7 protein-coding genes are annotated in these 17,155 nt (G+C 64.1%); 2 read left to right on the top strand and 5 right to left on the bottom strand.

Annotated features, from left to right (window positions below):
• The first annotated feature begins 28 nt into the window (after window positions 1-28).
• Window positions 29-796 carry a glycosyltransferase family protein gene (locus A9X01_RS05215; protein ID WP_065119693.1) on the top strand — a complete coding sequence of 256 codons (768 nt, stop codon included), beginning with the start codon at window positions 29-31 and terminating at the stop codon, window positions 794-796.
• Here the strand turns inward: A9X01_RS05215 and A9X01_RS05210 are convergent, their stop codons facing one another.
• On the bottom strand, window positions 797-2,134 hold the full coding sequence (locus A9X01_RS05210; RefSeq protein WP_065119691.1) for a hypothetical protein: 1,338 nt from the start codon (window positions 2,132-2,134) through the stop codon (window positions 797-799). It lies immediately after the preceding gene.
• A gap of 109 nt (window positions 2,135-2,243) precedes the next feature.
• On the opposite strand from A9X01_RS05210, the gene A9X01_RS05205 reads away from it, so the two are divergent.
• Window positions 2,244-4,001, top strand: a complete 1,758-nt coding sequence (locus A9X01_RS05205; RefSeq protein WP_081282212.1) for an AMP-binding protein — start codon at window positions 2,244-2,246, stop codon at window positions 3,999-4,001.
• Window positions 4,002-4,050: 49 nt separating this feature from the next.
• On the opposite strand, the gene A9X01_RS05200 is transcribed toward A9X01_RS05205, so the two are convergent.
• The 4 genes from A9X01_RS05200 to pks2 form a co-directional block, all read right to left on the bottom strand.
• Entirely contained in the window at window positions 4,051-7,548 is a 3,498-nt protein-coding gene (locus A9X01_RS05200; RefSeq protein ID WP_081282211.1) for an MMPL/RND family transporter, read from the bottom strand.
• A gap of 95 nt (window positions 7,549-7,643) precedes the next feature.
• Complete coding sequence (locus A9X01_RS05195) at window positions 7,644-8,906, bottom strand: glycosyltransferase (protein ID WP_065119687.1); 1,263 nt, start codon at window positions 8,904-8,906, stop codon at window positions 7,644-7,646.
• A 66-nt stretch (window positions 8,907-8,972) separates the two neighbouring features.
• The gene (locus tag A9X01_RS05190) at window positions 8,973-10,385 is read right to left on the bottom strand and encodes a condensation domain-containing protein (protein ID WP_065119685.1); all 1,413 of its coding nucleotides are present in this window, start codon (window positions 10,383-10,385) and stop codon (window positions 8,973-8,975) included.
• A gap of 89 nt (window positions 10,386-10,474) precedes the next feature.
• On the bottom strand, window positions 10,475-16,750 hold the full coding sequence (gene pks2 / locus A9X01_RS05185; protein ID WP_065119683.1) for a sulfolipid-1 biosynthesis phthioceranic/hydroxyphthioceranic acid synthase: 6,276 nt from the start codon (window positions 16,748-16,750) through the stop codon (window positions 10,475-10,477).
• Window positions 16,751-17,155 lie beyond the last annotated feature (405 nt).

The following is a 17,155-nucleotide window of genomic DNA, read 5'->3' as shown; positions in this document are numbered from 1 at the left end:
AGGTTTGGGCCGATGTACGGTGGCTAGCGTGTCGGTTCTGATCACTGTCCCGGTCTTCGGGCAGCACGAATACACCCATGCCCTGGTGGGTGACCTGGAGCGCGAGGGCGCCGACTACGTGATCATCGACAATCGCGGTGACTATCCAAAAATCGCCCAGGAGCGGGTGATCACGCCCGGTGAAAACCTCGGATGGGCGGGTGGCAGCGAGCACGGGTTCGCGATTGCGTTCTCCGAAGGTTATTCCCATGCAATGACGCTGAATAACGACACCCGAATCTCGAAGGGTTTCGTCGCCGGCTTACTCGACCCGCGGCTACCAGGCAACGCAGGGATTGTGGGCCCGATGTTCGATCACGGTTACCCATACGCGACGGATGAGCAAAAGCCCGATGCCGCCGACTACGTACCCCGCCCCCAGTACCGGGTGGTGCCGTGCGTAGAAGGAACTGCCCTGATGGTCTCCCGGGCATGTTGGCAGGAAACCGGCGGCATGAACCTGGTCGACTTCAAACAGTACGGGTGGGGGCCGGACCTCGATCTATGTTTCCGGGCGCGCAACGCCGGATTCGGCGTCTACACGACAGAAATGGCCTATATCAACCACTTCGGACGCAGGACGGCCAATGCGCACTTCGGCGCCTGGCGTTATGAGCTGGGTGCGAACATCGCGATGCTCCAAGGATTACGGCGCTTACACGGTCTTCGCGTGGCGGCAAACATCATGCGGCAGATAGGGGTCGCGCACGACCGCAGTTCGCACAAGCCGCTGCGGTTGGAGACTTCGACAAGCTGATCAGCCGTGGATCTCTGCTGTTAAATCGAATTCGTCAAGGGTGCGCAGCGCCGCGTCTCTCAGCTCCTCCCGATCGGTGATCACGCCGGGAAGGTAGGCATTGAGTGAGATCCACAATCTGCCGTGAATCCGCCCGGATACCAGGAACAACTGACCGCGCATCCGCTCCAGAACACGCTTGGTGATCCCAGGCTCGACCAGCCGTCCAGCCGCGTAATCGGCGTCGGTGCCATCCGGTCGGTTGACCACCGGGTCCATATCGCCCATATTCGAGCAGCCGATGGGGAGTTGTGCACTTCCCATCCCCACCCCTGCTGTCCTGCGCGCCAACCACTTCGGCGTCATCGACGTCAGGGGCAGCGTGGCCAACAACTCATCAGAGGTGCTGCTCAGGTCGCTGAACGCCAGCTTGGCTTTGCCGCGCACCTCGGTGAGGTCTGCGGTCAATCCGGTTGGGTCTACGGAAGCGACAGGCAACACCATTGCGTTCCCTCGGGTGTCGTCCTTGGTTCGATCGCTGATCGGCAAGGACAGGTTCACCGCCCCGTCGGCGCACACCCGTCCGGCCCGCACACCGAGCCGGGCGGCGAAGCCTGCCAGCAGGGTATGGCTGTTGCCACCAAGGCTATTGGCGCGTGCGTCCCAGTCCACCAGGTCGATGTAGGCGGTCACGGAGGGCACGACGACGGGGTGGTCAGGCCCGCCGGCCCGCCGAGAAGTCCGGCCGGAGGCGAAAGACGCGCGAACATCCCTGCGACGACTGCGCACGACGCGTCCGGTCGCTGCGAGCGCGTGAGCCAACTGCGGAGCAGAGGCGATGGTCAGGCGACCATCCTCAACCATGCCGCGCCGACGCGTCCTTGATCCCGGGAGCGGATACCCGAAGTGGTGCCTGCGCCCATGGACCGCATCGGCGATCGCTTGCAGGAACCCCAATCCGTCCACAACGGTATGCGAAGCCGTCAGACACACCGCCGACCCGCCGTCCGTCAGTGGCAGGACCCCAAGATGCCAACTGGGCCCGCGTTCTGGATCGATGGGCAGGCAAGCGCGCTCGTAGGCCCAAGCGTTGACCTCGGCGCGCGCACGGGACGTCGCGGCGACGTCCACGTCGCGGGGTCCCCGGCAGCTGACCCACCGGTCACGAGCGAACGGTAGGGGAGACCGTTCCACCCGCCGGCCTAGCAGTCCATATCCCAGGTTCTCGTGAAATCGGCGCAGCTGGTCGAGGTTGACCGGGCGGTCGTATATCCAGGTGAACTGGACCAACGCGCCGTAGCCGAGCGCTCGCACGCCGAGAAACGACACCTGATCCATGTGCGCGAGCAGATTTTCCATTTCGTATCAGCCTAGGTGACGTCTGCGGAAGGGCCGGTCGTGGTCGGTGTCACATCCCTGGGCCTACCTCGGCGTTCCCGCCTGAAAACGCGGCCACGTATGTAACCTGATGTCCGTGGTTGAGTCCTCCCTTCCCGCCGTGCTGCGCGAGCGCGCCAGCTTGCAGCCCAATGACCCGGCATTCACATATGTTGACTACGAGCAAGATTGGGACGGCGTCCGCACCACCCTGACGTGGGGACAGCTGTATCGGCGAGTGTCGAACCTGGCCGAAGAGCTGAAGGCGCACGGCTCGACGGGCGACCGGGCGCTCATCTTGTCGCCGCAAGGGCTCGAATACCTCGTCGGGTTCCTTGGTGCCCTGCAGGCCGGCCTAATCGCCGTTCCACTGTCCGTGCCCTACGGCGGTGCCCACGACGAGCGAACGCTCTCCGTTCTTGCCGACACGTCGCCCGCTGTCATTTTGACGACTTCCGCCGTCGCAGAGAACGTCCGAGAGGTGTTGCAGGCGGACGGGACGTCCGACATCCCCACGACCGTCGAAATCGACCTGCTGGATCTGGATTCACGAAGAAAACCATCGGGACCACGGCCGCGAGCCGGGCGGGGCGACCAACCCGATTTCCTGTACCTGCAGTACACCTCCGGATCGACCCGCACACCTGCTGGCGTGATGGTCAACAACCGGAACGTATTCGCCAACTACGAGCAGATCATTGGTGACTTCTTCAGGGCCCGCGGGGGCGTCGCACCCCAGGGCCTGACGATCGTGTCCTGGTTGCCCCTCTACCACGACATGGGCCTGCTGCTGGGCATCATCATGCCTATCTTGGGGGGCTTTACCACGGTGCTCTCCAGTCCCGTCGGGTTTCTGCAGCGCCCGGCCAGGTGGCTGCAACTCATCGCGGAGCATGAGTGCACGGTTTCGGCGGGCCCGAACTTCGCCTTCGACATAGCGGTGCGCAAGACGTCCAGCGAAGACCTGGCCGGACTCGATCTCGGCGGGCTCCACAGCATTCTCAACGGCAGCGAGCGGGTGCAGCCGGCCACCCTCAAGCGATTCACGGATCGATTCGCGGCCTTCAACTTCCCACCGGAAGCGCACCGGCCGGCCTACGGGATGGCAGAGGCAACGGTTTACATCGCCACCCGCGAACCCGGTGATCCGCCGGAGATCGGTTACTTCGACAGCGAGAAGTTGCCGGCGGGCACTGCGGTGCGGGTTGAGAGCGGTACCGGCACACCGCTGGTGAGCTACGGCGCGCCCGAATCCATGGAAGTTCGCATCGTCGACCCCGACACGAATCGCGAGTGCCCCGAAGGGACCGTCGGCGAAATATGGGTTCGTGGCGGCAACGTCGCGTCCGGTTATTGGTCGAAACCCGAAGAGACGCAACGGGTGTTCCAGGCGAAGATCATCGATCCGGGTCCAGGGACCGCCGAGGGTCCGTGGCTACGAACCGGTGATTCCGGGTTCTTCTCCGAGCGAGAGCTTTTCATCATCGGGCGGATCAAGGATCTTCTGATTGTCTACGGCCGCAACCATTCCCCCGATGACATCGAAGCCACTATCCAAGAGATCACTTCCGGTCGATGCGCGGCCATCGCGGTATCCGACCGAGGCGTCGAGAAGCTGGTCGCGATCGTCGAGATGAAGAAGCGCGACAACGACGAGGACGCGCTGGAGAAGCTGCGTGCCGTCCAACGTGAAGTGAAATCGGCAATCTCGAAGTCACATGGACTCACCGTGTCGGATCTGGTGCTGGTATCGCCGGGTTCGATCCCGATCACCACCAGCGGCAAGATCAGAAGATCGCAATGCGTAGAGCTCTACCGCCAGGACGAGTTCACCCGCTTGGACGCATAGCGTCGTTTCACCCGGCCGGCTCGACACCGGCCGGGTATTCACTGTCAGCTCACTGAGGGTCGACCGCTTTGTCGGCGGCCGCGCCGTTGCCGTTGCTGGCTGCCGTTTTCTCCGCCTGTGCCGGCTTTGTCCCCACGACGACCGCACTGTGCGGAATGACGCTGTAGCCAAACAGCGGCAATGCGTGGCCCACGTAGGGATCCACCTTCTTGCGCTTCTTCTTGCCGTTGCCGTTGCGCTTGGCGATGGGACCGGAACCTGTCCACTGCAGATCTTCTGACAGCTGCTTCCGAACCCCGCTGAGATCGAACAACGGAAGTGAGTGACTCGGCTCGTAATGACCCGCTCGAACTTTCGCGGGTGCCCTCTGGCCGGCGCGGGCCCCCGGCCGCGGCCGCGGTTTCCTAGGCGGTGGTGGCGGCGGCGGCAGCAATTTCATCCTGATCAACTGATGTGAAATCTTTGCCCATACCTGCTGCGCTTTTCCGTTCGATCGCGATTTGCCCGAACCGTCCAGCTTGGAGGGCCACCAGTTCTTCTGCCCGATCATCGCGGCCAAAGCCGGAACAGTGACGGTACGCACCAGGAACGTGTCGATCACGATGCCGACACCGATTATGAAGCCCGCTTCCTGCATGGTGCTGATATTGGCGGTGAGCAGGCCGAACATCGATGCCGCGAAGATCAGACCCGCGGAAGTGATCACGCCGCCAGTCGACCCTACGGTGCGAATAACGCCGAATCGCACGCCGTGTGGCGACTCATCACGTATTCGCGAGATGAGCAGCATGTTGTAATCCGCGCCGACCGCGACGAGCAAAATAAACGAAAGCCCAGGCAGGCTCCAGTGCAGTTCTTTGCCAAGCAAGAATTGGAATATGAGGACGCCAATTCCTAGTGCTGACAGATAAGAGAGCAGCACCGAGGCAATGAGGTACAGCGGCGCAACAATTGCGCGCAATAGAATCACCAAAATCAGGAACACAATGATGATGGTCGCGACGATGATGAAATTCATATCGCCGTTGTAGTAGTCGCGAGTATCGCGGAGCCCCGTGGGAACCCCGGCTACCGCGATCCGCGCGTCCGAGAGTTCGGTGTTCGGCGTCGCTTCTCGGGCGGCCTTTTCGATGGCGGTAATTTGGTCCATCGCGTCCGTGCTGAACGGATTGAGCGCGCTCTGGATGAAGTATCGGGCGGCGTGACCGTCCGGCGAGAGGAAGATCTGCGCGCCCTTTTTGTACTCATCCCTGGTCATGATCTGTGGGGGAAGGTTGAAGCCCGCCATGTTCGGCTTCGAGGCATCATGCTTCATTTCCAGCAAGAAGGTGGACGCCTCGTTCAGACCGCTACCGATCTTCCTGGTCTGATCGACAAGTTCCTTGACGCCGAAGGCAATTGCCCGGCTTCCGTCGGCAAGCGCGTTAGAGCCCTGCTGCGCTTGGGCCATCGTTGCTTGCAGATTCTTGATGGTCTTCAAAGCGTCGGAGGCCTGAGTGAGCGTCTGCTGGATCTTGGTCAACGTCTCGCCGATGGTGCGGGTCTGCTGCGTCGCTTGAAGATTCCGGGCCAGTGCCTTGATGGAAATGAGGGTCCCATCGTTGTCGGCCGCAACCATCGCCGCCAAGCCGGCACGCGAACTCACACACCCCGGATCGATGTTGCAGTCCGGCGAGTTGTACAGCGCCCTCAGCATCGGGCCGGCCCACGCCGAAATATGCTCCGCGTTCGTCGTGGAGGCACTCAGGCTGTCGCCGAGGGCCTTCATCTGTCCGGTGTAGCGTGCCCCTTGGTCCAGGGCAGCGATGGCGCGGTCACCACCGATCATCTCCTCCATCGCGGTGAGTGCCGCGACCGTACCGCTCAGGCTGGATACGGCCCCGGTGACCTGATCGCGAAGCTGGGCGAGCGCATCGGCCAATTGGTTTGCGCCACCGACCAATCGGTCCAGATCCCCGCCGTGGTTCTCGATCTGAGTGGAGGCTTCGTCGAGCTTGCCACCGACCTCACCGGCTTGCCAGGACACCTTCATTTGTTCCAGCGGTTCCCCATTCGGCCGCGTCAGCCCCCGCACCGTCGTGATACCAGGAACTTGGCTGACCCGATTGGCAATCTGCTCGAGATCGGCAAGGGCGCTGGGTGTCCGCATGTCGTGCGATGACTGGACGAACAGAATCATGGGCGTCATCTGGTTCATCGGGTAGTGGCGATTCATCGCCTCGTACCCCATCGAGCTTTCCACGTCCTCGGGCATCGACTTGAGGTCGTCGTAATTGAAACGGACGGCGCTCAGACACGCGGCGAGCGCGATGAGCACGACGAGACTCGCGGCGAGGTGGATGCGCGGCCGCCGCACGATGCGAATTCCGGAGCGCCGCCACAGCTTCCCGGTCAGCTCGCGGCGTGGTTTGATCCAGCCGCGCCTGCCGGCAAGCACCAGAACGGCGGGCAGGAAGGTGACGGCTGCCAGCAGCGCGACGACGATGGAGATCGAGATCGCCGGGCCGACCGCGCTGAACACTTCCAGTTTCGTGAAGATCATCGCGAGGAACGTGACGGCAACGGTGGCCGCAGATGCGGCGATCACCTTGCCGATCGACATCAGCGCCTTCTTGACCGCTGTATCGGAGTCATCGCCGTTCCGCAGGTAATCGTGGTAGCGGCTGATCAGAAAGACGGCATAGTCAGTTCCCGCGCCCATCAAGACCGCGGTCATGAACACCATGACCTGCAGGTTGGTGCCGAGGCCAAGTTCCGCCGCACCGGAGAGGACACCCTGCGCGGTGGCCACCGAAATCCCGATCGTCGCCAACGGCACGAACATCGTGACCAGATTGCGGTAGATGACGAGCAAAATGATGAACACACTGAGCACGGTGGCGATCTCGATGAAGTGGATATCCTCCTGCCCGATATCCGTAATGTCAGCCACGGTTGCCAGCGGGCCGCTGAGATTAGCCGTCAAGGTCGTTCCCGCGACGGTCTGTTTGACGATCGCGGCGACGCGTTTGTAGGTCGCGATGGTAGCCGGATCATTCTGATCGCCAGGCACATTGATCGGCAGGATCAGCGCTTTGCCGTCCTTGGCTACCAGCAGGTTCCGCGCCTCCTGGTCGTCCAGGGCATTCTGGACCGACATCTTGTCTTGCGTGTCTTCGTTCAGCTTGGTGACGAGTTTGCGGTATGTGGCCTCGTCGGCGGGCGTGAGACCCTTTTCATTGGTCAACACGACCATCAGCAGGGAGGTGGGCGACGCCGCCGCCGCTGCCGGCCCGCTCTTGTCGTCCTTGGAACCATCAGCCGGCGCGCTGAATGCTTTGCCCATCTCGCGCGAGACGACCATGGTCGGGGCGTCGTCAGGGAAGGGTTGCGGCGGATGTTTCCCGGCCTGGACCTGAAGCGGCGGAAACGCCAGAGCTAATGCGATCGCTACCGCGATCCAGCCCCCGATGACCAGCAGTGGCCACTGCACAACGAATTGGCCTATGCGGTCGTAAATTCCCCCAGGCTTGGCCGATTCACTGGAACCAGAAGAACGGCTTGACACTCTACAACCCTACAAGTTCGTTCCGGCCCCGGCGGGGTAATCAGATGTCGCCCTCAATCGTGACGCTAGCGTTACATGTGACCGGGTCATTGGCACTATCCTGCGTCGCGCGCCGGTACAGCCTTATCGCGCTCCCGCACCTTGTCCTCGATGAGGTCGACCGCCTTCTGCACGCTGACCGCCGACGGAGTCATCCGCTGGGCCATCTCTCGAGCGCGGTTGACGTACTTGGGCTCGAGGATCTTCTGCAGATCTTTGAGCAGCGTTTTCTTGGTGGCTCCGGCGAAACGTCGCGCCTTGCCGATCTTGAGTTTGACCACCTGGGCCGCCCAGAGGGGCTGTTCGGCGCTGATCCAGAGAACCAACGTCGGCACGCCGGCCTTCATCCCCGCCGCCAGCGTGCCGGGACCGCCATGGTGAACAACGGCGCGGCACTTGGGAAAAACGGCGGCATGGTTGGCTTCGGCGACCAGTTTGACGTTGTCGGGTACCGGAATATCCCCGAGATCCGTTACCCCACCACAAATCAGGGCTCGGGCGCCGAGCTCTCTGCACACCTCGCTGATCAGGGCGACGGTGTTTTCGGGGGTTTCCACCCGCATACTGCCGAACCCGAAGTAAATCGGGGGCGTGCCCTCGGCAATCCACGCTGCGACTTCATCATCGGTGGATGTCGGCAATTCCAGCGTCAGCGCGCCGACAAACGGTCGCTTGTCGCCCCACTCTTCTTTCAGGCCCGGGAAGAAGACGTCTTCGTAGCCCTGGATTTCCAGCCAGTCGTATTGCCCAATTCGCTTGGCGGAGGAAACCCTTGTCGTCGGCATGCCCAACGCGCGGCGCTGTTCATTTTCGGGGCCCTTGGTCATCAGCCAATACAGGCCGTACACGGCCCGCATCGCGGTACGGGTGACCGGTGGCGGCAACAGCGGGATCAAATGGCCGTGCACCCGTTGCGGAAAGTAGTGCAGTGCGGCCATCGGAATCTTGAGGTACTCGGCAACATTGGCCGGAACCCCTTGATAGGTCTGGCCCGCGACGATGATGTCGGCACCCTCCGCCAGCGATACCAACGTCTCGCCCATCTCGGCCCATCCCCGGGTGAGGTATTCGGCGCCCGGGCGCAGGACGCCGAGAGGATTACGCACCCGCCAGAAACTGCGGAAGATCTCTTCCTCTAATTGCGCATGCGAATCCGGGCCGTAGGCAACGGCTTTGAGGCCGGCCGACTCAACGAACGAAATCAGATTGGGCGGGACCGCCATCTGCACTTCGTGCCCCCGACGCTGGAGCTCTGCGCCGACTGCAGCGCAAGGCTCGACGTCGCCGCGGGTGCCATGGACGGCGAGGACAGCTTTCATTGCCGGTATTCAACTCCGTAATAAATAACGTCGCGCGTACGCGAACTTCGGTCCTACGGACCGCCGCTACTGCGCCACCCGAACCGGGGCGACCGCCAACGTGCCGGCCACTACGCGCTGGAACACCGACTTCAACTGGTCGGTGAACCGCGTGACCGACTCCCGGGCTACCGGGTTGTTCGGGTACGACACCATGATCGAGACCTCGTCGAACAAGCGGAACACCGTCGAGTACTTGTACGCCGGGCTGCGGCCGTCGGTGTATGCGCCTGCATTCACACCGTCCAACGCGGTAGCCACGATCCCGGACAGGGGCGGCAGCCCGGCATCCATGTAGCTCATCATCGTGAACTGGGGTCCCGGCTTGCGCAGCCAGGGGGCGAGCTCCAGAACGCGGTCGAACGGTACGTCCTTGCAGCTCATGTTCGCGTCGAACGATGCCTGGGCAGCGCGAGCGGTTGCTTCGAACGAGTTCGGGTCGATGGGAACGGTGAACGGCACGATGCCGGTGAACCAGCCGACCGTCATGTATTCGGCCGGGGTCTTCCGCTTGTCGGTCGGCGTGAGCCCGTAGTAGGTGAGTTCGCCGGTCAGCTCGTAGTGAGCCAGCGCGGCGCAAGCGAACAGGCCACCACTGAACCGTGCATCCGCCTGCCGGCACATGGATTCGAACTTCGCCGTTTGATCGGGCGCCAGCAGCTGCTCGACGCGGATGTCTCCGCCGCACGCGATCGACTGGTCACCCAGGGGGAGTGGGAAGTCGGGCAGCGTCCCGCCGTTGGCTTCGGCGAACTCGACCCAGGTGCGGACCTCCGGCGACTCCAGGGTCATGGCCCCGATCGTCTCGCTCTCGCGAATGCAGAAGTCGTCGTAGCTCGCCGCGGGCGGCATGGTCATCGGGGCCCTGCCCTCGACCAGCGCGTTGTAGTTCATCACGATTTCGACGTACAACCCGGCGATCAGCATCGGGTCGCAGTGCAGGTGGTCCACGACCGCCCACAGCGCGAAGCGGTCTTCGTACTGAATGATGCCGTAGCGGAAGCAATCCCACTGCAACGGGTCAGGAGTGGCCAGCACGTGCGCTTCCCACTCGGGCTGGGTCATCGGACCGTACTTCTTGGCGACGAAGTTGATGTCGCGCGGGTTCTTCAAGGTGTGGCGGACGATGTTGTCCGAGTCCTGGTACTCGAACCAGCTGTGGTAGGTCCCGTGCCGACGAAGATGCGCGTTGATCACGTACGTCATCGCGCGAATGTCGCACCGGCCCGGCACTTCCCAGGAACCCATGATCGCGCGGGAGTAGTCGAGGCCCTTGTCGCGGAACTCGACGAATCCGCGTAGGTGACCCGTCTGCATGCAGCTGGCCGGCACCGGACTTGCCGGCGCCTGCTGCGCCTTTGCGACACAAGCGGGAGTGGGTTCCCAGGTGATGACTATCCCGTCACCCGGGTCCCAGTCGTAGGCGTTTCCCACCCTCATGCCGTCGTGCTCAGACCCTCCACCTATGAACACGTTTCCTCCTGTGTCTAGAGTCCTGCAGGACAGGTCATTTCGTCGTAGCGATTGCGTCATGTCGACGCCGTTTCTTTTGGTGCCATTTTGTCGACGAGGTGATCGGCCAATCCTCGGACGGTCGTGATGTCAGCGGACGTAATGCGTACGCCGGTCTGAGCCTCGATGTGCGTGCGCAATTCGAGATTGCCCAGGGAGTCGAGCCCATATTCCGACAGCGGGTGATCCGGGTCGATGTTCCGGCGCAGGATCAGTCCGATCTGCTCGGCCAGCAGGCGGCGCAACCGGCCCGGCCACTCCTCGATCGGCAGTTCGGCCAATTCGGCGCGCAATTTGCTTGACCCGGAACGCTTGTCGCCGGCGGTCTTGAACAGCTCCAGGAACTTGCTCCGCGCTGCGAAGGACGCGATCCACGGTGTCCCGACCAACGGGGTGTAGCCGGAGTACGGCCGGTCGTGGCGCAGCAGCGCCTCGAATGCGTAAGCGCCCTCGTCCGGAGCAATGGCTGCGCCGGTGCCCTCCGCGAAGTCCGCACCTCGGCCGATCTCGCCCCAGGCTCCCCACGCAATCGCGGTGGCAGGCAAGCCTTGTGCGCGCCGCCAGTGAGTGAACGCGTCCAGCCAGCTGTTCGCCGCGGCATACGCGCCCTGACCCGGTGAGCCCAACAGCGCTGCCGCCGAGGAGAACGAGCAGAACCAGTCCAGCTCCGCGGTGGCACACGCCTCGTGCAGATTCCATGCGCCGTAAACCTTTGGCGCCCAGTCACGGTCGATCAGCTCATCGGTGATGTTGGTCAGCACGGCGTCCTCGACCACCGCGGCCCCGTGCAGGACACCCCGCAACGGAAGCCCGGTCGCGGTCGCGGTCGCCACCAACTGGTGCGCGGTGTCGGCCTGTGCGATGTCGCCGCACAACACGACGACGTCGGACCCGATCGAACGGATGAGTTCGATTGTCTCCAAAGACTTTCGCGACGGCTTGGACCGGGAGCTGAGCACGATACGACCAGCACCGGCCGCGGCCATCTTCTCGGCCAGGAAGAGTCCCAAGCCGCCAAGCCCGCCGGTGATGATGTACGAGCCGTCGCGGCGGAACACCGGCGCCTGCTCCGGCGGCAGCACCACACTGCTACGGCCAACCCGCGGGATGTCGAGGATCAGCTTGCCGGTGTGCTCTGCGGCGCTCATTACCCGGATCGCGGTTGCCGCCTCGGCCAGCGGGTAGTGCGTGGCCTCCGGCATCGGGAGCTTGCCCTCGGCCGTCAACCGGTAAACGGTGCTGAGGATTTCGCTGACCTGTTCCGGGTGGCTGACCGACATGACACCGAGATCGACACCCCAGAACGCGAGGTTGCGACGGAACGGGAACAGGCCCAGCTTGGTGTCGCCGTAGATGTCCCGCTTGCCGATCTCGACGAAACGCCCGCTCAGCGCCAACAGCTTCAGGCCGGCAAGTTGGGCCGCTCCTGGGACGGAGTTCAGCACGATGTCGACACCGTAGCCGTTGGTGTCGCTCCGGATCTGTTCGGCGAAGTCGACGCTGCGCGAGTCGTAGACATGCTCGATGCCCATGTCGCGCAACAGTTGCCGACGCCGTTCGCTACCCGCGGTCGCGAAGATCTCGGCACCTGCCAAGCGGGCCATCGCGATCGCCGCTTGCCCCACACCGCCGGTGCCCGAGTGGATCAGCACCTTGTCGCCGGCCTTCATACGGGCCAAGTCGTTCAGGCCGTACCAAGCCGTCGCGTGCGCGGTGGTCACCGCGGCGGCCTGGGCATCGGTCATCCCGTCCGGCAACTGGGTGGCAAGGCGGGCATCGCAGGTGACGTAGGTGGCCCAGCAACCGAGCGGCGACATGCCGCCGACATGGTCTCCCACCTTGTGGTTGGTGACACCGGGTCCGATCGCGGTGACCACGCCGGCAAAGTCGGTGCCAAGCGCCGGCAGGATCCCGTCCAGGCTCTGGTAGCGACCGAAAGCGTTCAGCACGTCGGCGAAGTTGATGCTCGATGCGGTTACCGCAACCTCGATCTGCCCAGGACCGGGGGGCACCCGGTCAAAGGCGGCGAACTCCATGGTCTGCAGGTCGCCCGGGTTACGGATCTGCATCCGGACCCCGTCGCTGTCGTGCGCCGCGATCGTGGTCAGCCGCTCCTCGGGCCGCAGGGGCGAGGGGCACAGGCGAGCCGTGTACCACTCGTTGTTGCGCCATGCCGTCTCGTCTTCTTCGGTTCCCGCCAGCAGCAGTTGCCGCACCACCTGCTCGGCGTCGGTCTGGCCGTCGAAATCGATGTGGGTGGTGTGCAGGTGCGGGTGCTCCGCGCCGATAACACGCAGCAATCCGCGCAGCCCGCCCTGCTCGAGGTTCGGCACGTCGTCCGGCAGAACCTTCTGCGCGTCCCGGGTGACGACATACAGCCGAGGCGCCTCACCCTCGGTCTCCGCCAGTGCGGAAGCGATCCGGACCAGGTGGTGGACGTACTCGCCGCCGCGGCGAGGGGAGTCACTACCCGGTTCACCCTGCTGGGCCCCGGCGAGAACCACCACGCCGTTGAAGCCGCCGCGGTTCAACTGGTCGCGCAGCTGCTCGGCCAGGGCCGGGTGGTCGCCGTCGGTGTGCCAGGCCAGCGTCGCGGACTCGGCATCATGCAACTTCATCGAGTCCGTCAACGTCGCCGCCAGCAGATCGGCGGCGTCGGTGGTGCTGACGAACAGCCAGGATCCGGCATCGGTGGTGGCGACGTCGGGCAGCTGCCGTTGTTGCCACTCGATGGTCAGCAGCCGCTCACCGAGCACCCGCGCCCGCTCGCCGCTGGCCGACACCCCGGTGCCCATCTGCAGTCCGCGAACCGTCAGGACTACCGCGCCTTCCTTGTCCAGCAGGTCGAGGTCGGCCTCGACGGCGCCGCCGGTGGCCGAGGTGATCCGCGAGTGGCAGTACTTCGCGGTGTGCACCGGTCCGAAGGCGCGCAGCTCACGAACGCCCAGCGGCAACAGCAGTCCACCCATACTGGCGATCGCCACGCTGGGGTGGGCCGCTACCGACTGGAAGCATGCGTCCAGCAGGGCCGGGTGCACGCCGTAGTTGGTCTGCTGGGTGCGGATGACACTGGGCAGCGAGATCTCGGCCAACACCGACGTGCCCGTTTCTTCGGCGGTGTGCGCGACCGCGAGGCCGGTGAACGCGGGCCCGTACTGAATGCCGCACAGGTCGAGTGCATCGCGGAGGTCGCTGCCCTGAACTGGACTCGGGTGCGACGCCTGCAACGCCTCGATGTCCTGCTTCGCCGGCGGCGTTTCGCTGCCGAGAGCCTGCAACACCGCTGATGCCCGGCGAGACGCAACGCCGTCCTCGTTGGTTTCGACGACGAAGTTGAGCGAGTCCGGAACCTCGGCGGTCGCGGTCAGGGTGACCTGGGTTTCCTCGTCGAGCATCAGCATCTGCTCGAAGCGAATGTCCTGCACCACGGACGCGTCGCCGAAGACGGTGCGGGCGGCGGCCAGCGCCATCTCGCAGTAGGCGGCACCCGGCAAGGTCGCTGTGCCGTGGACCTGGTGGTCGCCGAGCCACGGCAGTGCCGCGGTGCCGATCTCGGCCTGCCAGACGTGGCGCTCGGGCTCCTCCGGCAAGCGCACGTGCTGACCCATCAGCGGGTGCACCGCAACGCTGGCCCGCAGGGCGCGAGAGCTGTGGCCGTCGCGGCTCAGCAGCAGGGTCCGGTTGTTCCACACCGGAAGCGGCGCGTCGACAAGCCGTCCGTTCGGGTACATCACCGAGAAGTCGACCGTCGCGCCGGTGCTGAACAGGTCTCCGACGAAGCCGCGCAATCCGAACGGAACCGGCTGCTCGCGGCGCATGGCCGCCAGCGCTGCCGCCGTCATGTCGAGGCTGCGTGCGGTCTGGTCGACGGCGTGCGTCAACAACGGGTGCGGCGACAACTCGCCGAACACGCGATAGCCGTCTTCGAGCGCCGCCTGCACCGCCGCGGAGAACCGAACGGTGTGGCGCAGGTTGTCGACCCAGTAGTTGGCGTCGCAGTAGGGCTCCTCGCGCGGATCGAAAGAGGTAGCCGAGTAGTACGGAATTTCGGGGGTCAACGGCTCGATGTCGGCCAGGACGTCGTACAGCTCGTCCAGAATCGGGTCGACTTGCGGTGAGTGCGACGCGACATCCACGGCCACCTCGCGCGCCATCACGTCGCGCTCTTCCCAGGCGGCCACCATGTCGCGGACGCTCTCGGGGGCACCGCCGATCACAGTCGATTCCGGTGAGGCGACCACCGCGACCACCGCATCGTTGATGCCGCGGGCCATCAGCTCCGAAAGCACCTGCTGGGCCGGCAGTTCCACGGAGGCCATGGCGCCGGAACCGGAGATCTTGGTCATCAGCTTCGAGCGGCGGCAGATGACGCGCGTGCCGTCTTGCAGCGACAGCGCGCCGGAGACGACGGCCGCAGCGCACTCACCCATCGAGTGGCCGATGACGGCAGCCGGGTGAACGCCGTGGGACCTCATGGTTGCCGCCAGCGCGACCTGCATGGCGAACAGCGTCGGCTGTACGCGATCGATGCCGGTCACCTTCTCGGCTGCGGTCATGGCCTCGGTCACCGAAAAATCGGACTCAGCGGCGATCAACGGCTCGATTTCGGCGATGGTCGCTGCGAACACCGGCTCGTTGGCGAGCAGATCGGCACCCATCGCGGCCCACTGAGAACCTTGGCCGGAGAACACCCACACGGGCGGGCGTTGCTCCTGGCCGACAATTTCCGGGTACAGCGCCTCACCGTCAGCGACCTGGCGCAGCTCGGTCAGCAGCTCTGACGTGTTGTTCGCCAGCACGGTGGTCCGGACCGAGCGGTGCCCACGCCGACGCGCCAGGGTGTAAGCCAGATCGCGGGCCGCGAACTCGGTCGCGTGCGACTCGATCCAGTCGGCCAGGCGGGCCGCGGTCTGACGCAAACCACTTTCGGATGAGGCGGAGATCGGGATCAGCAGCGTCTCGTCGGTGCTCGGGTTGGTGGTCAGCCCGTTGGGGGAGGGCGGCAGAGGCGCTTGCTCGACGATGGCGTGGACGTTGGTGCCCGAGATGCCCCAGGCCGACACGGCTGCGCGCCGCGGTCCGTCACCCGACACAGGCCACTCGGTGTGTTCAACCGGCAGGAACAGCTTCGTGTCGATCTGTGCCAACTCGTCCGGCAGCTTTTCGAAGTGCAGGTTCTTCGGAACCACGCCGTGCTGAAGGGCCAGGACCGTCTTCATCAATCCCAATGCGCCGGCGGCTGCCTGGGTGTGTCCGAAGTTGGTCTTGGAAGCGCCGATAGCGACCTTGTTGTCAAACGCGTAGACCTTGGAAAGGCTCGTGTATTCGATGGGGTCACCGACCGGCGTCCCGGTGCCGTGCGCCTCGACCATGCCGATGCTGCTGGGGTCGACGCCCGCCGCCTCCAACGTCGTGCGGTACAGCGCGACCTGCGCGTCGCCGGACGGCATGGTGATATTCGGGGTGTGGCCATCTTGATTGGCGGCCGTGGCGCGCACAACCGCCAAGATCCGGTCGCCGTCGCGCTGCGCATCCGCAAGGCGCTTGAAAACCAGCAGCACGCAACCCTCGCCGGAGACGAATCCGTCTGCCTTGGCGTCAAATGCGTGGCAGTGGCCGGTACCGGACAGCATGCCGCCCGCGGAAGCCGACGCCGACCGGCGCGGCTCCAGCATCACGTTGACGCCGCCGGCGATCGTCATGTCGCTCTCGCCGTCGCTCAGGCTGCGGCAAGCCTGGTGGATCGCGAACAGTCCTGAAGAGCACGCGGTGTCAATTGTCGATGCCGGTCCTTCGAGACCGAGCGCGTAGGAGATACGCCCGGAGGCCATGCTGAACAGTGACCCCGGATTTCCGTAGGGACCGTCGAAGGCATCCGAAGCCATCTGCACGAGCTGGTAGTCGGCGTAGTTCACGCCGATGAAGACACCGGTCTGCTTGGCGATGGTTTCCTTGGTCAGGCCGGCATGCTCGACTGCCTCCCAGGCCGTTTCCAGCAGCAACCGGTGCTGCGGGTCCATCGTGGTGGCCTCTTTTTCGGAGATACCGAAAAACTCCGGGTCGAAGTCGCCGACGTCCGAGAGGAAAGAGCCCCACTTGCAGACCGATCGTCCAGGCACTCCCGGCTCGGGGTCGTAGTAGTAGTCGTTGTCCCAGCGGTCCGGCGGGATTTCTGTGACCAGATCGGCGCCACGCATCAACGCATCCCACAACAAGTCAGGAGAGTTGATGCCCCCCGGCATCCGGCAAGCCATCCCAATGACAGCGACCGGAGTGACGCCCGTCCTACCCACTAACCTTCACCTCTCTGCCTATCCACAAGTTCTTATCACCGCCGCACGCTGTTATCAGCGCTTCGAGAAATTTCGCCGGGCCGTATTGGCACTGCCACTCTGCAGCGCCGCGACGAGCTACCCATTGACCCCCGTACGAAGCAGCCTCGTGAACTTTGGTGCGAATCAAAGCGTAGCTGTTCTGCTGCACACGCGAGGAAAAATCGTGCGATCGTACAAAAATTTAACAAGCCGCCCTGACGTGGCCAAATACACCTGCTCCGGAGAACTGTGACGCGGACCACCCCGCTGACCCGTACGCGTCACTTCGCGTGATTCTGCACGTGATCCGGCATGGCAATACGCGGCTGTCGCGGTGAGCGAAGCGTCGTGGCACGGGGATAAAAATGGGGAAAATCTGGGTTG

Origin of the sequence: Mycobacterium asiaticum (assembly GCF_001668675.1) — a bacterium.
Taxonomy (GTDB): Bacteria; Actinomycetota; Actinomycetes; order Mycobacteriales; family Mycobacteriaceae; genus Mycobacterium; species Mycobacterium asiaticum_D.
Note: the sequence above shows the minus strand (reverse complement) of the source record. Positions and strands in the feature narration are given on the sequence as shown.